We start from the raw sequence: 20,138 nt of genomic DNA, 5'->3' as shown, positions 1-20,138 counted from the left end.
CGGTGACGGCTACTTCCAGAGCCGTTCCCACCAAACTAGGGACTCATTCGGCTCGGACCACCGCTCGTCGACGCCCATCTTGGCGCGGATGCCGTCGAACCGGGCGCCGGTCAGGCTGCAGTAGTTCTCCGCCTCCTTTCGGCGGCGTTCCCAGACGCCCTTTCTGTACTCGACCAACTGCGGACATTCCTCCGGGCCGCGGTACGGATGATGAAGGACGTACCTTGCCTGCCAGTTCTCCCGATCGGCCGTCATCATGAGCTGCAGGTCCTCGGGGAAGTGCCGCCCGTCGTAGCGGAGGTGGAGACGCGTGAGGACCGCGTCGCCGGGCGGTCCGGGTCCCGCCGCGATCCAGAACGCGCCCAGGGAGCGCAACTCCGTGAGGTAGGGAGCCGTGCACGGGTCGCATGAGGGAGTGCCGGGCACAACCACCCAGGCGTACTCGAGAAATACGCCCGATTCGCCCGCTTTCCGGTGCTGGTCCGCAAACACGAGCCGGTAGAAGTCGGGGAATTCGCCCTTCACGAACTCCGGCACATCGATGCCGGTCGGGAGCTTGACCGTGCGGTAGTTCAATGCCTCCACACGACCCTGCCGCGTGAGGGTGAAAACAAACATCTCCTGGGGTCCATCGGCGTTCACCATGCCCAGGCGGATCGGCAGCACGAATTTGGGGGACTCGAAGGCGACCTGGATGGGACGCAGGTAGTTGTAGCCGAGCCGCTTCTGCTCCTGGACGTCCACCTTCGCGACGAAGAAGAACATCCCCTGCTTGATGTAGCTCTGGAGGACCGCCGGGGCGCCGTCGGGGATTCGGTATCCGTTCGCCTTCAGCCATTGATCGAGGCCGCGACCCTCAGTGGCCGAGAGGATCACGATCTCGTACTCGTCGACTTTGTACTGGGCTTCGACCCTGATTGAGCCCTTCGTACCTATGACCCCGGCTTTGAGCGCGATCGCGTCCCCTGCGATCTCGAGGGCCAGCCCCCCTCTGTAATGCGGTTCGGCCTCGGGACACGGATTCGGATCGGTGTACTCGACCAATCTCGGCGCCGAGTACGCATCCAGGTGATCGACCCACGCCGCGTCGCCGATGTGCACCTGGCCCTTCTCAGGGACCACCGGTACGGGCACGACGACGGCGAATTCCTTCGGGTCTCCCTGGAAGTCGCTGACCATCGTGAGGACGGTCCGATTCCCGTCGCGCGCCAACACGACCTTGGACGCGTGGTTGAAGATCTTGGCGTCTCCCTGCGCCACGTAGAAGCCGCAGAACGCCTGGGCGGACGGCGCCGCCGCGCCGCCCGCCAAGAGGGCACTTACCACGAGAGTGAGCCATTTCATCGCTCGCTCCTCTCCTTCGCCCGGCTAGTTCTTTCCCCGGCTAGTTCGAGGGCCACATCCTTTGCCACCACTTCTGCTCGTCGCCCGGCGCGGACCAGTCCCCGTCCAGATTCATCCTCCGCCGGATGCGCTCCATCGACCATCCGGTGAGAGTGGCGAGATTCTCGGCCTCCTTCGCTCTGCGGCCTCGGAGCTCGGTGAGGTAGGAATCAATCCCAGGGCATTCCGAGCCGCCCTTCCACGGGTGATGAATCACGAAGCGGCCCTGGAAATTCGACTTGTCTCCGGTCTGCTGGAAGACCAGGTCCTCGGGGAAGTGGGCGTTGTCGTAACGCACGTGCAGCCGCGTGATGAAGACCTGCTGCGCGCCTCCGACCGGCGGGACTAACCCAATCCTCCCGGCGGCATCGCCTCTCGGATCGCCGATCCACCAGACTCCCAGCCCGTGCAGCTCCTCCTGCGAGAGCGGATCGGCCGCGCAGGGATCGCACCATCCCATATCCCACGCGTACTCGAGGAACACGGCCTCGCCGCTCTCCTTTCGGACCTGCTCGGCGAACATGGCGCGGTAGAAGGCGGGGAACTCATCCTTCACGTACTCGGGCACGTCCATCCCCTCGGGGAGCCGCACCGTTCGATAGTTGGTCGTCTCGACGCGCCCGTCCCGGGTCAGCGCGAATACAAATAATTCCTGCGGCCCGTTGGAGTTCACCATGCCGAGCCGGATCGGGAGCATGAACTTGGGGGACTCGAAGGCGACCTGGAGCGGACGCAGATAGGAGAAGCCGAGCTTGGCCTGCTCCGTGAGGTTCACCTTCGCCACGAAGAAGCGCATGTTCTGCTTGATGTAGCCGCCGAGCACCGCGGAGGCGCCGCGGGGCAGCGTGTAGCCGTTCTCGAGGAGCCAGGTCTCGAGGCCGCCGCTCTGCTTCGCGGAGAGGATCACGATGTCGTATTCGCCCACCGTGTAGGTCGCCTCCACCCTGACGCCCAACGCCTTGGCGCGCGCATCGGCCCGATCCGACAGCGCCATGGGTGCCATCGCCGACGCCTTGCCTTTCATCTCGTACGCCATCTGCTGGCATGGATCCGGATCGAAGTACTCCACCAGCCTCGGCGCGGAATAGGCGTCGAGGTGGTCGATCACGGCCCGGTCGCCGATATGAATCTGCCCCTTCTCCAAGAATGTCGGCACGGGCACGACCACCGCGAACTCCTTCGGTTCGCCCTTGAAGTCGTTCGCCATCGTGAGGACGGTCCGGGTGCCGTCCCGCACCATCACGACCTTCGAGGCGCGGTTGAAGATCTTCGCGTCGCCTCGGGCGACGTAAAATCCACAGAAGCTATACGCGGCCGGCGCCGACAAGGCGCCCGCCAGGCAGATCGCGAGCGCGAGCAGCCATCGGTTCACGGGAATCTCCTTTCCAGAGGGGTCCGGTCACGGGGCGCTTCCAGTCGTAACGTGGTCCGGGGAGGAAGCGATCGATCAGCGGCACGACGGGCGCGAGCGCCGCGAGGGCCCAGATCGGCCCGTTGGGCCGAAAGAGGACGAACGCGACGAACGCGGCCCCCGCCGCGACGAGGCACGCGAACAGAATCCGTCCCGCACGCGTATTGGGGGTCGTCTTGGGATCCGAGATCATGTGGAACGTGAAGATCATGAGCGCCCCGTTCTCAAGCCTGTGGAGCGGGATCGTCATCGGCTCGCCCAGCCAGAGGGACCGGCCGAAGAGGATCGCCGCGAAGGCGGCGATGAAGGCGATGCTCGTGTCGCTGCGCGCGGAGCGGTTCACGACGAAGGCGCCTCCGCAAGCCATGGCGTAGGCGAGCGTCGGCCCGCTCCCCCATTGGCCGGGCGAAACCCACGCCTGGGCTGGGAGGACGAGCATCATCAGCGCGAGCGCGATGTTCGTAGGATTCCAGATGTGCTTCCCGTGCCAGCGGATGAAGAACTTGCTCCCGATGGCGATCGACGCGGTCACCGCCGCCAGCCACCACTCGTTCGCGCGGAACAGGAAGCAGAGGCCGAGCCCCGAGATCAGCGCGCTCTTCCATTCAAACGTGGGGATCTTGAGCGCTCGGGTCAGGACCCACTGAACCGCCAGGGCCGTACCGATCGTGGCGGCGATCTGGGTCGGGGGCACGTCGAAGGAAAGCCAGAAGATGCCGTACGTCAAAAGCGCGGAAAGACAGCAGATTTGCCACCAGCGGGGGTCGAATCGGCGGCCGGATCGGGCCAGGGCTTCGTCGCGTGTCGTCATCGCACCGGTACCTACGTCCGGCAGCCAGGGAGTATTCCCCGAAAAAGCAATCCGGCCCCTCGCGTCGGGCGGGGGGCCGGGGGCTCTTACGACGACAACTATGACGCTACGCCGCTGGTCGGGGGGAGTCCACAGGAAATTTGAGCCCGGCCCGGTGGACTTTTTGGTACCTTCGAACGCTACTGCTGGACCCGAGCCGACCCACCTATCAAGGGGTAGATCGATGATCCGCCGTCGCGTGTTCGCCGCGTTGTTCCTGGCCCTTCCGCTCGCCCTGCTCCCGGCCGCGTCCGCCCTTGCGGACGTCAAGACCGGCACCTTCTCGATCGTGGCCTACGACTCCGTGACGCAGGAGGTGGGCGTTGCCGTGCAGTCGAAGTACTTCTCGGTCGGGACCGCGGTACCTTGGGCGGAAGCTGGCGCGGGCGCCGTTGCCACGCAGGCGAACGTCAACGTAACGCTCGGACCGGAAGCGCTCGCCCTCCTCCGCACCGGGATGCCGGCGGCCGACGTGATGAGGGCGCTGGCGGCGGCCGACACGCTCTGGGACGGGCGCCAGGTGGGGATCGTCGACGCGAGGGGACGCGCCGTGAACTGGACGGGCAGGCGGTGCCTCGATTGGGCGGGAGGGGAGACGGGTCCCGGCTTCGCCTGCCAAGGGAATATCCTGGCGGGTCCGAGCGTGGTCGCGAACATGGCCCAGGCGTACCGCGAATCGCGCGGCGAGCTGGCCGAGCGGATGATCGCCGCGCTCGAGGCGGCGCAGGCCGCCGGCGGCGACAAGCGCGGGATGCAGTCGGCCGCGCTCCTCGTCGTCCGGCCGAGCGTCGACCACCCGGAGTACAACGTCCGGTACGTGGACCTCCGCGTCGAGGATCACAAGACGCCGATCCAGGAGCTGCGCCGAGTGTGGCAGATCTTCGAGGGATTCCACCTGGCCAACGCGCACTTGAATTACGCGGCCCAGTACGAGGCTCAAGGTCGGACGGACCTGGCGGTGATGGAGCGGGAGCGGGTGGGAGAGAGCATGAAGCGCGCGATCGCCCGCGGAGAGCGGGACGCGTCGCTCCTGAACGGGCTCGCGTGGGCGTGCGCCACCCACGATATCTTCCTGTCGGACGCCATCCGCGCCGCGGAGCGCGCCGTGGAGATCGAGCCGAGGAATATCGACATCCTCGACACGCTGGCCGAGGTCCACTTCCGCGCGGGGAACACCGCGAAGGCGGTCGAGGTGGAGTCGCGGGCGGCGACGCTCGACCCCAAGAGCGCCTACCTGAAGGAGCAGATCGAGCGGTTCCGGGCGGGCCGCAAGTGAGAGCGATCACAGACCGCCCAATCGCCCGCGCCGCCCGCGCCGCCCGCGCCGCCCGCGCCGCCCGCGCCGCCTCCATCATTCTCTTCGCCGCGGCGGCGACCTCGCTCCTGGCGCCGTGCGCGTCCGCGACCTTCTCCATCGTCGCGTACGACTCGGTGACGCAGGAGGTGGGCGTCGCGGTCCAGTCCCGGGCGTTCAGCGTGGGGATGGCGGTGCCGTGGGCGGAGGCGGGGGTCGGCGGCATCGCGACCCAGGCATCGACCAACGAGTCGTTCGGCCCGATGGGGCTCGCGCTGCTCCGGCAGGGAAAGTCGGCGCCCGAGGTGCTCCGCGCCCTCCTCGACTCCGACTCGGGAAGCGTGCACCGCCAGGTCGGCGTCGTGGACGTCCAGGGCCGGAGCGCCGCGCACACGGGGAAGGACTGCTCCTCGTGGGCGGGCCATCGCACCGGTTGGGGCTACTCGATCCAGGGAAACATCCTCGCGGGCGAGGCGGTCGTCGCGGACATGGAGCGGGCGTTCCTCTCCACGCAGGGCGAGCTTGCCTCGAGGCTCCTGGCCGCGCTCGACGCGGGGCAGGCCGCGGGCGGCGACAAGCGGGGGATGCAGTCGGCGGCACTTCTCGTGGTGCGCCCGAGCGCGGATTATCCCGAATACAGGACACGCTACATCGACCTCCGGGTCGAGGATCACAAGGAGCCGATCCGAGAGCTTCACCGCGTCTTCCAGATCCTCGAGGCTTCGAAGCTCTCGGAGGCACACCTCCGGTACGCCGAGTCGTACGATAAGATCGGGCGGAGGGATCTCGCGAAGGTCGAGCGGGACCGTGTGGGGGAGGCGCTGCGCCGGGCGCTCGCCGGCGGGGTCAACGACGCTTCAAGCTTGAACGGTCTCGCATGGACCTGCGCCACGAGCGACATGTACCTCCCGGAGGCTCTGACCGCCGCCGAGCGGGCGGTCGCGCTCGAGCCGAAGGAGACCGGGATTCTGGATACGCTGGCGGAGGTTCATTTCCGGATGGGTGACGCCGCGAAGGCGATCGAGGTCGAGACGAAGGCGCTCGCTCTCACGCCGACCGACAACTATTTGAAGGAACAGATCGCCCGATTCAAGTCGGGCAAGCGATAGAAACCAAGGAGAGAGCCATGCCCACCCCACGCACGCTTCAACCGGAGGATCTCTTTCAGATCCAGTTCGTCGACGCGCTCACCGTCTCGCCGGACGGATCGCGGATCGTCTACACGATCCGGACGATCGATGCCGAGAAGGACAACTATCAATCGCATCTCTGGCTCGTTCCGGCGGCGGGCGGCGAGCCGCGCCGCCTCACCTTCGGCGAGAACAAGAACATGGGGGCAGCGTTCAGCCCCGACGGACGGTGGCTCGCGTTCGTCTCGAACCGGAAGGACAAGAGAGCGCAGATCTACCGCCTGCCGTTGGACGGCGGCGAGGGGGAGCGGCTCACCGATCTCGACGGCAGTGTCGGCGGCCTCGCCTGGTCGCCCGACGGAGGGCGGATCTCGTTCGTCTACACGCCGAGCGATCCGCCCGAGACGGGGCACCTGCCCGGAAGCACGCCTCTGAAGAAGGCGCAGGACGCGAAGGCCGAGAAGAAGGATCCGCCTCCGCCGAGCTACCGGCACATCACGAGGCTCCGCTACAAATTCGACGGACAGGGATTCCTGCCTCAGGCCCGCTCGCACATCCACGTGCTCGACGTCGCGACGCGGGAAGTGCGCGCGTTGACCTCGGGCCCGGTCGATCACGAGCCCCCGGTCTGGTCCCCGGACGGCAAGTGGCTCGCGTTCGCGGCGAACAGGGACCGGGACAACGACTACAACTTCTACGTCGTCTCCGACGTCTGGGTGATGCCCTCGGCGGGCGGAGAGCCCAAGAACCTCACGCCGCAGCCGGGCGTGGCCTCGAGCCCCTCCTGGTCTCCCGATGGAAAGCGGATCGCCTTCATCGGTCACGCCAAGGAGAACGACTGGTGGGGCTGGTACAACCACCACGTCTGGGTCGTGTCCGCGGAAGGCGGCGCCGCACGAGATCTGACGCCCGACCTCGACCGCGTCTCGGCCGACGTGATGGGCAGCGATCTGAACGACTTCCACGAGTCGGCCAGGCCGGTCTGGAGCCGCGACGGGTCCACAGTCTACTTCCAATCGACGGACACCGGCTCCGTGCATCTTTACGCCGCGCCTTCCACGGGCGGAAAGGCCGAGCGTCTCACCGAGGGGGCGCTCCGGATCATGGGCCTAGTCGGGTCGAAGGGCGCCGACGACCTGGTGGTCCTCCGCTGCGGACACAAGGATGCGGGCACGATCGCGCGATTCGATCCGAAGCGTCGCGCGATGACGCCGATCACCGAGCCGAACAAGGAGCTCTTCGCGTCGCTCACGATCGTCCAGCCCGAGGAATTCTGGGTGAGCGCGCCGGAAGGGCACAAGATCCAAGCATGGATCCTCAAACCGCCGAACGCGGATCCCAAGAAGAAGCACCCGATGATCCTCGAGATCCACGGCGGCCCCCGCGTCCAGTGGGGCGCCTGCTACTTCCATGAGTTCCAGATGTTCGCGAACGCGGGCTTCTATGTCGTCTTCTCCAACCCGAGGGGCGGGCTGGGCTACGGCGAAGCCTTCAATCAGGCGATCGTGAAGGATTGGGGCGGGCCCGCCTTCGACGACCTCATGCTCGTGGTGGACGAGGCGCTGAAGCGCCACCCGGAGGTCGATCCCGAGCGCTTGGGCGTGACCGGAGGCTCCTATGGCGGCTACATGACGAACTGGGTCGTCGGGCACACGGAGCGGTTCCGGGCCGCCCTGACCCAGCGCTGCGTCACGACGATCTCCACCCTCCTCTTGGCGAGCGACGATCTGGGGGGTGCGCCCTCTGAGTTCGGGGATGAGCCCTGGAACATGACCTCCGAGGCCCTGTGGCGGCAGTCGCCGCTCGCATACGCCGACAAGATCAAGACGCCGCTCATGATCACGCACAGCCTTCAAGACCAGCGGTGCCCGATATCGGAGGCGGAGATTCTTTACAAGACGCTGAAGGCGATGCGCCGCGAGGTCGAGATGGTGCTCTTCCCCGACGAGAGCCACGGTCTCTCGAGGGGCGGAACGCCGTCGCGCCGCGTGGCCCGGCTCCACGTCATGCGCGACTGGTTTACGCGACATCTGATGCCTGGCGGAGCGCCGTCCGATTCGGTCGGAGCAGCGGCCGAGCCGGCGATGGCCGGGGTCCGGTGAGTGAATCTTAAGGGCCGCGCGGTCCTCCTGACCGGCGCGTCGGGCGGGATCGGGCGCGCAGCCGCGCTCCGGCTGGCGCGGCGCGGCGCGCGGGTGGCCCTCTTCGCAAGGCACCCGGACCCGCTGCGCGCTCTGGCAAAGGAGATCGAGGGCGCGGGGGGTGAGGCGCTCGTGATTCCCGGCGATGTCTGCAGTACCGTGGACGCCCTGCGCGCAGTCGTCGAGACGACCTCGCGCTTCGGCCACATCGACGCGCTCGTGAACAACGCCGGCGTGGGATACCTCCGGTCGGTCGACGAAGCCACGGATGACGAGATCGAGGAGCAGCTCGCCGTCAACCTGCGCGGCGCCATCCGGATGACGCGCGCCGCGCTCACCGCGCTCAAGGCCCGCCGCGGAAGCGCGATCGTGAACGTGGCGAGCTTCGCCGGAAGGGTCGCCGCACCCTACTACTCCTACTACAACGCGAGCAAGTTCGGCCTCGTCGGCCTGACGGAGGGATGGCGGCGAGAGCTGCGCCCCCTCGGCATCCGGGTGAGTTTGCTGATCCCGGCCGCGGTCGAGACCCCGTTTCTGGATCGCGCGGGACGGGACCGCGCGCTTGGAATCGGACCGGCGGGGACGATTCTCGACACCGATCAGGTTGCTCTCGGAATCGAGCGCGCGCTCCGCCATCACTCCGCCGAGATCTACATCCCCGCTCGGAACCAATGGCTCGCCGTCTTGAACGTCGCGGCACCCGCGCTTAGCGACCGCATCGTGAGCGCGCTTTTCCGGTATCCTCGGAGATCATGACGCCACCCGAAAGCGATCCCGGCCGCTCGACCGGCCGGGCCGAGAACCCCTCACGGTCCGGCTGGGCGGCGTTTCGCCCTCGTGGGGGCGCGGCCCCGGCCCGAAAGAAGATCTGCCTCAGCCTCTCCGGGGGCGGGCTCTCGGGCGCGTTCTACGAGATCGGCTGCCTTGCCGCCCTGGACGACTTCCTCGGCTTTGATTTCTCGAGCACCGGGTTCGACATCTACATCGGCGTGAGCGCGGGAGCTACCATCTCCGCCCTGCTCGCCAAGGGAATCCCTGCCCGAAAGATCTACTGGGGACTCCTCACGGACGCCGACCCCGCCCTTCAGTTCCGGCGCGGCGACATGTACGACGTGAATCGCTGGGCGATCCTCGGCTCCTTCTTCGGGGTCGTGCTGTCGATCCCGGGCTACTTCGTGCGGTGCGTGAAGATCGGCCAGCGCCCGTCGCCCTTCGAGTTCATGCACTACGTCGAGGAGCGGCTGCCGGCCGGCGTCTTCTCGCTCGACAACTTCAAGAAGTTCTTCTCGCGGGTTCTGGAGGCGAACGGAAAGACCGACTCCTTCGACGACTTGGCGAAGGAGCTCTACATCCCGACGACCGATCTTGACCTTGGGACCCGGCGCATCTTCTCGAACGTCGAAGGCTCCAAGGTTCCGATCTCGCACGTCGTGGCCGCTTCCTCGGCGATTCCGCTCCTCTTTCGCCCCGTCACGATCGAGGGGCGCGATTACATCGACGGCTCGACCGGGAAGGTGGCCCACATCGACGTCGCGGTCCGGGCGGGCGCCTCGACGATCCTGATCATCAACCCGCTCGTCAATATCTCGAACGACCGGCAGACCGTCTGCCTTCCGCGCGGAGACGGAAAGTGCGCGACCATCCGCGAGAAGGGCATGTCGTTCATCCAGGATCAGGCATCCCGCATCGAGACGCGCGTGCGCCTCGACGGGGAGTTCCGCCGCTGCCAGGCCGAGTATCCCGACGTGAAGCTCTATCGGATCGAGCCCTCCTCGAGCGAGGCGATGATGTTCCTCCACCACACCATGAGCTATACCGAGAGGGAGCAGCTCCTCCGGTACGGCTACACGTCGATGACGTCGATTCTCCGCCGCCGCCGCGCCGTGATCGAGGAGCTGATGCAGTTCCATGGGCTCAACCCGCCGGACGAAGCCTCCGCGGGAGGCTGACGCCTCCCGAGGCGCTGGGAAGTCCGCCTCGCCGATGACCACGACCATCCCTCAGAACCCGCTCACAGCGCGCCTCACGCGCGGAGAGATCATTCTCCTGGACGGCGCGCTCGGGACCGAGCTCGAGCGGCGCGGGGTCCCGACGCGGCTCCCGCTCTGGAGCGCGCAGGCGCTCGTGGACGCTCCCGACACGGTCCGCCAGATCCACGAAGAGTACGTTCGCGCCGGGGCCGAGATCCTCACCGCGAACACCTTCCGGACGACCCCGCGCGCCCTCCTGAAAGCGGGCATGGAGGGGGAGGCGGACCGTCTCACGGCCCTCGCGATCTCGCTCTGCCGGGAAGCCCGCCAGCGCGCGGGCCTCGACCGGGAGGTCTGGATCGCCGGCTCGATCGCCCCGCTCGAGGATTGCTACCGGCCCGAGCTCGCCCCGCCGCCCGGGGTGGCCGAGCGGGAGCACCGCGAGCAGGCCGAGCGGCTCCAGCGCGCGGGAGCCGATCTTCTCCTGATCGAGACGATGAACTCGGTCGCCGAAGCGGTCGCCGCGCTCCGCGGGGCCCGGGGGGCCAGGCTCCCGGTGCTGGTCAGCTTCATCTGCAGGAGCCCGCGGGAGATCTGGAGCGGGGAGGCGCTCGGGGACGCGGTTCACGCCGTCGAAGCGCTCGAGCCCGACGCGATCCTCGTCAACTGCACGCCGCCCGAGATCGCGGGCGCGTGCCTCGACGAGATCACGCGCGCGACGAATCTCCCGGTCGGCTGCTATCCGAACGCCGGGGCGCCCGATCTCGAGCGCGGCGCCTGGAGCTTCGATCCGGCGATGACGCCGGGGCGGTTCGCCGAGATGGCCCAGGCGTGGGTCCGGAGCAGCGCGCAGATCGTGGGCGGTTGCTGTGGAACCGGCCCCGACCACATCCGGGCCCTCCGCGGCGCGCTCCCGCCGGTCCTGCTCGAATGAGCCGCGACAACCGCGGCGGCGGTCCAGCGCTTCGTCCCGCATCGCCAGCGCTTCGCCCCGCCGCGAGCATCATCGCGATACACCGAGGGAAACCGCTTCAGCTTCTCTGGGTGAGGCGCTCGGAGGCGAACCCGTTCCTCGGCGGATTTCACTCGTTTCCCGGCGGCCGCCTCGCGCGCGAGGACGGACCGATCGACGGCGGTCCCGACGCCTACATGCAAACGATGGCCCGCTGCGCGGCGCGGGAGACGTTCGAGGAGACCGGGATGCTCGTCGGATTCCGCGGATCGCCCCCGCCGCTCGAAGAACAGCGGCGTGTGAGGCGCGACCTTCTGGACGGAAAGATCGAGTTCTGGCCGACCGTCGGGACGTGGGGGTTGAAGCTCGACCGTTCGGTCTACGTCCCATGCGGCCGCTGGGTGACGCCTCATTTCAGCCGGGCGCGATTCGACACGAACTTCTTCTTCGTGGAACTGGAGACTGCCGCGGCCCCCGACGTGTGGCCGGGTGAGCTCGAGTCGGGGGAGTGGGTCGAGCCGTCCCGGGCGCTTCAGCTTTGGGAGGAGGATCGGGTCGTGCTCGCGATGCCGACCCTTCACGCGATCCGCGTCCTGGCGGAGGGCCAGCACGATCTGCCGGCGCGGCTTCATCAGATTCCCGAGGCGAACGAGGTCCCCTCGCGCCACGTCGACGTTCGGCCCGCGATCACGATGGTTCCCCAGAAGAGCGAGACCCTGCCGCCGGCGACCCACACCAACGCCGTCGTGATCGGGGACGGTGATGTCCTGATCGTGGATCCCGGGAGCGCGGACCCGGAGGAGCTCGCCGCCCTCTACCGCGTGATCGATGAAGCGCTCCTCCCGGGCAGGAAGCCGCTCGCGATCGCGCTCACGCACCGCCACCGGGACCACCTGGCGGGCGTCGAGGCCGTGCGCGAGCGTTACGGGATCCCTGTCTGGGCGCACCCGCTCGTTCAGGACCGCGCGCGGATCGATCGCGAGCTGCACGAGGACGACGTCATCGAGTTGCAGGGACGCCACCCGCGGCGGGTGCGCGTGCTCGAGACGCCGGGGCACTCGCGCTCCCACTTGGCTTTCTTCGAGGAGACCTCGAAGACCCTCGTCGCGGGCGACCTGGTCTCCGGGCTGGGAACCGTGGTGATCGATCCGCCCGAGGGCAACATGCGGGACTACATCGCGTCCCTGGAGCGGATCCGCTCGATGGACGTGAGGACGCTCATCCCGGGTCATGGCCCTCCGAACCGGGGGGTCGAGCGGGCTCTACAAACTCTGATCGAGCATCGAAGGCTCCGGGAGGGGCGTGTCCTGCGCGCGCTCGAAAAGGGACCGCTCGGGGAGGAGGAGCTTGTCGCCAAGGTCTATGCCGATTCGCCGGACGCCGCGCCGCAGCTTGCCCTCAAAACCCTGCGTGCGCACCTCGAGAAGCTGATCGAGGAGGGTCGTGTTCGCCGGGTGGGGGAGCGCTTGGAGCGGGTGGCCGGACCGGCCGCTCGGGCGCCGGCGGCGGATCGGCCGAAGACTTAGTAGCGGGCCAGCGACCGGATCGCTTCGGTGATCCCGTCCACCTGGGGCAGGATCGCGGCCTCGAGGTCGGGGGCGTAGCCGACCGGCGTGTCGGCGGCGCCGATCCTCCGGACCGGCGCGTCGAGCGAGTCGAAGTGGTGCTCGGCGATGATCGAGGCGATCTCGCCGCCGAAGCCTCCCGTGAGCACGTCCTCATGGAGCACCAGCGCGCGCGACGTCTTCTCGACGGTCTTTTGGATCGCCTCCCGGTCGAAGGGGAGGAGCGTGCGAAGATCGATCACCTCCACGCTGATTCCTTCCGCCTCGAGCCGCTGCGCGGCGAGGAGCGCGCGGTTCACGGTCGCTCCCCACGTGATCACCGAGATGTTCGTCCCCTCCCGCGCGACACGCGCCTTCCCGAACGGGACCATGAAGTCCGGTCCGGGATAGGGACCCTTCGCGTACGGCTGACGGTAGATATGCTTGTGCTCCAGGAAAAGAACCGGGTCGTCACAGCGGATCGACGTGCGGAGGAGTCCGTTCGCGTCCACCGCGGTCGAGGGGAAGACGATCCTGAGCCCCGGGCAGTGGGCGAAGATGCTCTCGCCCGACTGGCTGTGGTAGATCGATCCACCCTGGAGATACCCGCCGATCGCCACGCGGATGACGGCGGGGCAGGAGAAGTCCCCGTTCGATCTCCAGCGCAGCATCGAGAGCTCGTTCCGGATCTGCATCATCGCGGGCCAGATGTAATCGAAGAACTGGATCTCGACAACCGGCTTGACGCCGCGCGTGGCCATCCCGATCGCGCGGCCGACGATGTTGGCTTCGGCCAAGGGCGAATTGAAGACGCGGTCCTTGCCGAACTGCTTCTGAAGTCCGTAGGTGACCTTGAAGACCCCGCCCTTGCCGGGCACCGATTCCAGATTCTGCTCCCGCGTCGCGTCGGCCACGTCCTCGCCGAAGAGCACGATGCGCGGATCGCGCGTCATCTCGTCCTTGAGGCAGCGGTTGATGAGGGTCACCATCGTCTCGGGCTGTCCCTCGAAGCGCGGCTCGGTCTCGAACGCGCGGCTCGTCGGATCGACGGTCGGCGAGTAGAGATGGTCGTAGATCGTCTCCGGCTTGGGCTTCGCCGCCTTCAGCGCCTGGGCCTCGGCCTCGGCGATCTCCGCCTCCACGTCCTTCTGGATCTGCTCGATCGCCTCCTGGGTCGCGAGCCCCTCGCGGATCAAATATTTCGGGTAGGTCGTGATCGGATCGCGCTTCGCCTCTTCCTCGCGCTCGCGCGGCGGCTTGTACGACTGCTCGTCGTCCGACATCGAGTGGCCGTACGGGCGGATCACCATCGCGTGCAGGAGGACCGGGCCTTTCCCCGCGCGCAGATGCTGAGCCGCCTCGACCATCGCCTGGTAGGACGCGAGCGGATCGGTCCCGTCGACCCGCATCACGCGAAGACCGGGGACAGAGCTCATGCAGCGCCCGATGTCGCCGCCCGGCGTCTGGGCCTCCACCGGCACCGAGATCGCGTACTGGTTGTCGGTGATCAGGAAGAGGACCGGGAGCGCGTCGGTGGCGGCCGTGTTGATCGCCTCCCAGAACTCGCCCTCGCTGGTCGTGCCGTCGCCGGCCGAGACGTAGACAACCTCGTCCTCACGATACGGTGGTCTTTCTTTAAGTTCATGCATCAAAGCGAGAAGGCGTCCGCCCTCCGAGCAGCCCACCGCCTGGAGGAATTGTGTCCCGGTCGGGCTCGACTGGGAGACGACGTTGGCGCGCTTCAGGCCCCAGTGGCACGGCATCTGCCGGCCGCCCGAGTTCGGGTCCGCGGCGGCGCCGACCGCCTCGTAGAGCATCTCGAGGGGGGTCATGCCGAGGGTGAGCATCAGGGCGCGGTCGCGGTAGTAGGGATAGAACCAGTCGGACCCGGATCGGAGCGCCTTGCCGGCCGCCACCAGCACGGCCTCGTGTCCGGCGCCGCTGATCTGGAAGTAGATCAAGTTCTGCTTCTTGAGCTTGATCTCCTCGTCGTCGAGGCGACGAGAAAGGAGCATGAGCCGGTAGAGCTCGAGAAGGTCGGTGCGGTTAAGTCCCAAGAACGTCAGGTTTTCGACACGCAGCGCCACCCAGGGTACCTCCGCGAGTAGGGATTTTGCGACTTGAGCGCCCACATTATAACGGAGAGACTGACCGGCCGGCACGCTGGAATTGGACGCCGCCGCCCTACGGGGCCGCGCGGGTCAACCAGGAGGAGCGAACGAGCGCACTCACTGTCACGACCGTGAAATTTCCCGGACCCGAGGGGGCCCTGGAAGGGCTCTGGTGCGATCCGGGGCGCGGTCTCCCCGCCGCGGTCATCGCGCACCCCCATCCGGCGCACGGGGGATCGATGCACAGCAAGGTAGTCCACACCGTATACAAGGTGCTCACCGAGGCCGGGCACGCGACGCTCCGCTTCAATTTTCGAGGGGTCGGGAGGAGCGAGGGGGGGTACTCGGGCGGCGACGGCGAGGTGGGCGACGTGGCAGCCGCCGCGGCGTACGCCCGCGCGCAAACCGGGCTGCCGACACTCTGGCTCGCGGGCTTCTCGTTCGGGTCGTGGGTGGGAGCCAGGTGGGCGATCCAGGACGATCACCTCGAGCAGTTCGTGGCGCTCGGGATGCCGGTGACCGTGAACATCGACGGGCGCACGTTCGATTTTCTGACCCGGCCCCCCGCGCCGATGCTGATCGTCCAGGGGGACCACGATCAATACGGTAGCCGCGAAGACGCGTTGGCCTTGGTGGCGCGGCTCAAGCCGCATGGCCGTGTCGAGGCGCGCTTCGTGGCGGACGCCGACCATTTTTTCACGGGACGATTGAGCCAGCTTGCCGCGGCGCTCCGCGACGGGCTCGGCATGGAGGGGAAATGAGCGATGAAGCGATTCGGGACAAGGTAGCCGTGGTTACCGGCAGCACGAAGGGAATCGGTCTCGCCACCGCAGAGGCGTTGCTCGGGTCGGGTGCGAAGGTCGTGGTCTCCGCCCGGAACGAGGGCGAGGTCGCGGCGGTGGGGAAGCGACTCATGGCGTCGCACCCCAAGCGCGTGGCCGCGCAGGTCTGCGACGTGCGGCTCGAGGCCCAGGTCGACGCGCTTTTTCGCGCCGCGGAGAGCGCCTTCGGCGGGGTCGACATCCTGGTCAACAACGCGGGCGTGGGCCTTTTCAAGAATTTGGAGGAGATGACGCTCGAGGAGTGGAACCGGGTTATCGAAACCAACGTGACCGGCGTCTTCCTCTGCTCGCGCGCGGCGATTCCCCGGATGCGGCGCCGCGGCGGAGGCTACATCATCAACATCTCGAGCCTCGCCGGGAAGAACGCCTTCCCGACCGCCACCGCGTACAACGCTTCCAAGTTCGCCGTGAACGGGATGTCCGAGGCCCTGATGCAGGAAGTGCGGTACGACGGGATCCGCGTCAGCTACATCATGCCGGGCAGCGTGAACACGAATTTCAACGGAAGATCGCCCGATCCCACGCAGGAGTGGAAGCTCGCGGCCTCGGACGTGGCGCAGGCGATGCTCGACCTTCTCCGCCATCCGTCCCGCTCGCTGCCGAGCCGGGTCGAGCTGCGTCCGAGCCAGCCGCCGCGGAAGTGAGCGCCGGCGCGAAGGCGAGCGGAGCCGCGCTCACCGCCAGAGCAAGCCCGTGATCGAGCCGAGGACGGTGGAGGACGCGACGCAGAGTGTTAAGTAGGCGAGCGCCCCCCGCGCGCCCAACCACCTCGAGACGACGCCGAAGGTGAGGATGTTCACGATCGGCACCGCGAGGAGCATCGCGGTCGCGGGCCCTGTCCCCATTCCTTTCTCGATGAGCTCCCGCACGAGGGGCAGCTCGGCGCCCGAGCAGAAATAGAACGGGATACCGGAGAGGGAGGCGAGCAGGGAGCCGGCCACCATCTTCTGGCCGTAGAGCACGTGGATCCAATGCCGGGGAACGAGCGTATCCACCACCGCCGCCAGCGCGAGGCTGGCGACGACCCAGGGGAAGTACTCCTTCATCTGGCCCCAGAACCGGCGCCACACGGACGCCGCTCGCGATCGCGCCGGCGGATTCGGAGAAGCCTCGGGTGAGGCGCCGGGCAGCGGCTCCGCCGCCGATCCGCGCAGCACCCCGATCCCCGCGTAGCCGACGAGGAGGCCGAAGAGGACCGACGCGAGGAGCCTGACCAGCATCCACTCGGCCCCGAGAACCTTCCAGGTCAAGAGGAGCACCGGGACGCTGACCGTGGCGCCGGCGGTGAGGAACGCGAACGTGTGCTTGAGATCGCCGCCGCGCCGGCGGAGCGAGACCGCCAGCGGGACCATCCCGCACGTGCAGAGCGGAATCAGCGCACCGGTCACGGACGCGAGCAGCATCGTTCCGGGTTGGCGACCGGTCAGGAAGCGCCCAATCGTCCGCTCCGATACGAACTCTTCCAAGAGCGAGCCGAGGAAAACGGCGAGAAGGAAGAAGGGCACGATCTCGATCGCGGCTTCCATGAAGACGCGGAAGACCGATCCCCAAGTCGATGCGAGGTCCATCCGGCCATTCTAGCCTGAAGCGGGCGCTCCTTGACACGCCCTCCCAAGTCGGTGACGATGCTGTGGTTCCAACAAAATTGGGGGGTTCTTTGCCGGTCCATGATCCGTTCTTCCATCCCATATTTCTCGGACGCCGGGCGGCGCTCGACACGCCCCCGTTCGATGCATTCCCGCCGACCGGCAGGAAGCCGTGGAACGCTCCACACTCGCCGCGCTCGGATCTGGATTTCCACGTTCGACACTGTCGGGTGAAGCTCGGGGTCGATCTGGAGAAGCGGGAGCTCCGGGGCCGCGTCACGATCACCGTCGAGGCGCTCCGCGACGGTCTTCGCGACGTCGTCCTCGACGCGACGGAAATGCGGTTCGAGTCCGTTCGCTCGGGTCGGCGAAATCTCCCGTACTCGTCGGATCGAGACACGCTTCGGCTGACGCTTCCTCGGCCGCTTAGAGCGGGCGGGCGCGCGACCTTCGAGGTCGCCTACGCGACGAGCCCGCGGAAGGGCTTCTTCTTCATCGGCCCCACCGAGGCGGAGCCGCATCGTCAGCTCTCCGGGTGGTCCCAGGGACAAGCGAACGACACGCACTGGTGGATCCCTTGCCTCGAGAGCACGGAGAGCCGCTCCACCCTTGAGATGATCGCGACCGTCCCCGCGGGCTACCGCGCGATCGGGAACGGCCGCCTCGTCGCGCGGCGGAAGAATCCCCGCGCCCGCACGGTGACGTTTCATTGGCGGCAGGAAACGCCTCATCCCGCCTACCTGACCTCGCTGGTCGTCGGGAAATACTCGGAGCTGAAGGATCGCGCCGGGAAGGTGCCGCTTCTTGGCTACGTGCCGCGCGGCATGGAGCGAGAGGGTCGCGCCCTCCTTCGAAAGACCCCGCACATGATCGCGACCTTCTCCAAGATCTTCGGATACCCCTATCCGTACCCGAAGTACGCGCAGTCCACGGTGGCCGACTTTACCTATGGCGGGATGGAGAACACGAGCGCGACGACGCTCTTCGAGCGGGCGCTCCAGTCGGCCAACGACTCCTTCGACGAGAGCTACGATTCCCTCATCTCCCACGAGCTGGCCCACCAATGGTGGGGCGATCTCGTGACCTGCCGCGACTGGTCGGAGGGCTGGCTCAACGAGGGGTTCGCGACCTATTCGGAGATCGTCTACCGCGAGGCCGACGGTGGGCGCGACGACGCCGATTTCGCCCGTCTGGAGCAGATGTGCTCCTACCTGACCGAGGACGGCGAGGATTACCGCCGCCCCCTCGTCGAGACGCGCTGGAAATATCCGACCGCGATCTTCGACCGGCACCTCTACGAGAAGGGGGCGTGCGTCCTCCACATGCTCCGGGCCGTGCTGGGAGACGCCGCCTGGCGCCGCTCGCTCCGCGGCTACCTCAAGCGGCACGCGTTCGGCCCGGTCGAGACCGCGGACCTAAGGCGCGCCTTCGAGGACGAGACGGGTCGGAACCTCGGTTGGTTTTTCAGTCAATGGACGAACCGCGGCGGCCATCCGGAGCTTCGCGTGAGCCGCCTCTGGGACGAGGCGGCGAAGAGCCTTCTCCTCACCGTGGAGCAGGTTCAGGACACGGATGATGTCACGCCCATCTTCCGGATTCCGATGACTCTCGAGGTCGTGGCGGCGGGGAAGCGTCTGCGCGTGAATCTGGACGTCCACGGCCGGCGGGAAACGATCCACATTCCGCTGCCCGCGCGGCCGCGCTACGTCGCGCTCGATCCCGAGCACGACGTGCTCAAGCAGATGGAATTCCCGCGTTCGAGCGAGGAGCTGCTCTTCGGTCTGGCGCGTTCCCCGTTCGTGCTCGAGCGGATCCGCTGCGCCCGCGAGCTCGCGGTACGGGGCGACGAGCGCGTCATCGCCGCCCTCCTCCGCGCCGTTCGGCGGGATCGCTTCTGGGGCGTTCGGATGGCCGCGGCGGTCTCGCTCGGCGAGATCGGGCGAAAGGTATCCGGGCTCACCGAGCGGCTCGCGCCGCTGGCCCAGGGCCAGCACACGCGGGTGCGGCGCGCGATCATCTGGGCGTTGGGTTGGATCGGCGACGATTCGGCCCAGAAGCGGCTGAAGCGGCTCGTGAGCTCCGAGACATCGTCCTTCAACGTCGGCGTCGCGCTCCTCGGCATCGCGAAGATCGGACGACCGGGAGCATTCGAGGCGCTGCAGGCCGAGGTCGGCCGCGAGAGCCACCGCGACATGCTCCGCTTCCTCATCTTCGACGGGATGGCGGGGCTCAAGGAGGGGCGCGCGATCCCGATCCTTCTCGATTACACGCAGCCGCGCTTCAAGAACGAGGGGCGGGAGGCCGCGACGAAGGCGCTTGGAAAGCTGGGAACGTTGGAGAAGAGCGTCGAGAGCCGCCTGATCGAGCTGCTCCGCGATCCCTGGTTCCGCGTCCGGAGCGCCGCGGCCGGATCGCTTCAGAAGCTGAAGTCGCCTCGCGCGGAATCCAGCATCCAGGATGCCCTCCAGACCGAGGCCCTCGACTCGGTGCGAAGCGCCTTCGAGCGGGCCCTCGACGACATTCGCGGCGCTCGATAAGCTGCCCGTCGCACCGAGCACCGGGTAGCGGCGCCGCCGCGCGGCGCGATACACTCTCCTCATGAAGACCATTCGCGGCCGCGCCCTCATCTTCTGGGACCCCAAGCGGCCCGGGAAAAAGCTCGACGCGATCGACACCGACCAGATCACCCCGGCCGACGACTGCGTCTCGGAGAGCCTCGCCAGCCTCGACGAGCGCTGGAAGGCGGGCGCTTTCCGCCACCTGATGCCGGGCTTCCGCAAGCGCGTTCACTCCGGCGAGACGTTCCTGATCGCCGGCGACCGCTTCGCCATCGGCTCCTCGCGCGAGATGTCGCCCGCGGGCCTGAAGGGGATCGCGGAGGAAGCGGGCCTCGAGATGGTCGTGGTCTGCGGCGCCAACATGGG

Annotated in this window: 16 protein-coding genes; 11 read left to right on the top strand and 5 right to left on the bottom strand. The window is 67.6% G+C overall.

Features of this window, described 5'->3' with window-relative positions; genetic code table 11:
* Nucleotides 1-9 precede the first annotated feature (9 nt).
* Genes E6K79_05265 through E6K79_05255 form a run of 3 tightly spaced genes read right to left on the bottom strand, consistent with a single transcriptional unit; the run spans nt 10 to nt 3,605 of the window.
* The gene (locus E6K79_05265; protein TMQ65177.1) at nt 10-1,344 is read right to left on the bottom strand and encodes a DUF2330 domain-containing protein; all 1,335 of its coding nucleotides are present in this window, start codon (nt 1,342-1,344) and stop codon (nt 10-12) included.
* Nucleotides 1,345-1,384: 40 nt separating this feature from the next.
* Complete coding sequence (locus E6K79_05260; protein TMQ65176.1) at nt 1,385-2,761, bottom strand: DUF2330 domain-containing protein; 1,377 nt, start codon at nt 2,759-2,761, stop codon at nt 1,385-1,387.
* On the bottom strand, nt 2,688-3,605 hold the full coding sequence (locus tag E6K79_05255; GenBank protein TMQ65175.1) for a hypothetical protein: 918 nt from the start codon (nt 3,603-3,605) through the stop codon (nt 2,688-2,690). The genes E6K79_05260 and E6K79_05255 overlap by 74 nt, the downstream gene beginning before the upstream one ends.
* Between E6K79_05255 and E6K79_05250 the strand changes: the two genes are divergently transcribed.
* Genes E6K79_05250 through E6K79_05220 form a run of 7 tightly spaced genes read left to right on the top strand, consistent with a single transcriptional unit; the run spans nt 3,508 to nt 12,657 of the window.
* The gene (locus E6K79_05250) at nt 3,508-4,920 is read left to right on the top strand and encodes a DUF1028 domain-containing protein (protein ID TMQ65174.1); all 1,413 of its coding nucleotides are present in this window, start codon (nt 3,508-3,510) and stop codon (nt 4,918-4,920) included. The two genes, E6K79_05255 and E6K79_05250, sit on opposite strands and share 98 nt — an antisense overlap.
* Entirely contained in the window at nt 4,917-6,047 is a 1,131-nt protein-coding gene (locus tag E6K79_05245; GenBank protein TMQ65173.1) for a DUF1028 domain-containing protein, read from the top strand. The genes E6K79_05250 and E6K79_05245 overlap by 4 nt, the downstream gene beginning before the upstream one ends.
* A gap of 17 nt (nt 6,048-6,064) precedes the next feature.
* Nucleotides 6,065-8,170: a S9 family peptidase gene (locus E6K79_05240; protein ID TMQ65172.1), complete on the top strand. Its 2,106-nt coding sequence runs from the start codon at nt 6,065-6,067 to the stop codon at nt 8,168-8,170.
* Complete coding sequence (locus E6K79_05235; protein ID TMQ65171.1) at nt 8,171-8,965, top strand: SDR family NAD(P)-dependent oxidoreductase; 795 nt, start codon at nt 8,171-8,173, stop codon at nt 8,963-8,965. It begins immediately after the preceding gene.
* Entirely contained in the window at nt 8,962-10,158 is a 1,197-nt protein-coding gene (locus tag E6K79_05230) for a hypothetical protein (protein TMQ65170.1), read from the top strand. Before E6K79_05235 ends, E6K79_05230 begins: the two co-directional genes overlap by 4 nt.
* Complete coding sequence (locus E6K79_05225) at nt 10,118-11,113, top strand: homocysteine S-methyltransferase family protein (protein ID TMQ65169.1); 996 nt, start codon at nt 10,118-10,120, stop codon at nt 11,111-11,113. Before E6K79_05230 ends, E6K79_05225 begins: the two co-directional genes overlap by 41 nt.
* Entirely contained in the window at nt 11,110-12,657 is a 1,548-nt protein-coding gene (locus E6K79_05220) for an MBL fold metallo-hydrolase (GenBank protein ID TMQ65168.1), read from the top strand. Before E6K79_05225 ends, E6K79_05220 begins: the two co-directional genes overlap by 4 nt.
* Here E6K79_05220 and E6K79_05215 read toward each other — a convergent pair.
* Nucleotides 12,654-14,690, bottom strand: a complete 2,037-nt coding sequence (locus tag E6K79_05215) for a dehydrogenase (GenBank protein TMQ65261.1) — start codon at nt 14,688-14,690, stop codon at nt 12,654-12,656. The genes E6K79_05220 and E6K79_05215 overlap by 4 nt on opposite strands.
* 227 nt (nt 14,691-14,917) lie before the next feature.
* Between E6K79_05215 and E6K79_05210 the strand changes: the two genes are divergently transcribed.
* Nucleotides 14,918-15,547, top strand: coding sequence for an alpha/beta fold hydrolase (locus E6K79_05210; GenBank protein ID TMQ65167.1), 630 nt, complete (start codon nt 14,918-14,920; stop codon nt 15,545-15,547).
* Nucleotides 15,544-16,272: an SDR family oxidoreductase gene (locus E6K79_05205; GenBank protein TMQ65166.1), complete on the top strand. Its 729-nt coding sequence runs from the start codon at nt 15,544-15,546 to the stop codon at nt 16,270-16,272. Before E6K79_05210 ends, E6K79_05205 begins: the two co-directional genes overlap by 4 nt.
* A 30-nt stretch (nt 16,273-16,302) precedes the next feature.
* Here the strand turns inward: E6K79_05205 and E6K79_05200 are convergent, their stop codons facing one another.
* Nucleotides 16,303-17,196 (bottom strand): hypothetical protein, encoded by an 894-nt coding sequence (locus E6K79_05200; GenBank protein ID TMQ65165.1) that lies wholly within the window; start codon nt 17,194-17,196, stop codon nt 16,303-16,305.
* Between E6K79_05200 and E6K79_05195 the strand changes: the two genes are divergently transcribed.
* On the top strand, nt 17,184-19,751 hold the full coding sequence (locus E6K79_05195) for a hypothetical protein (GenBank protein ID TMQ65164.1): 2,568 nt from the start codon (nt 17,184-17,186) through the stop codon (nt 19,749-19,751). The genes E6K79_05200 and E6K79_05195 overlap by 13 nt on opposite strands.
* Nucleotides 19,752-19,812: 61 nt before the next feature.
* Nucleotides 19,813-20,138, top strand: a 326-nt coding sequence (locus tag E6K79_05190) for a hypothetical protein (GenBank protein ID TMQ65163.1), incomplete at its 3' end; no start/stop codon positions are given.

Source organism: Candidatus Eisenbacteria bacterium (assembly GCA_005893305.1).
Classification (GTDB): Bacteria; Eisenbacteria; RBG-16-71-46; order SZUA-252; family SZUA-252; genus WS-9.
This window is presented reverse-complemented; position numbering and strand designations above follow the sequence as displayed.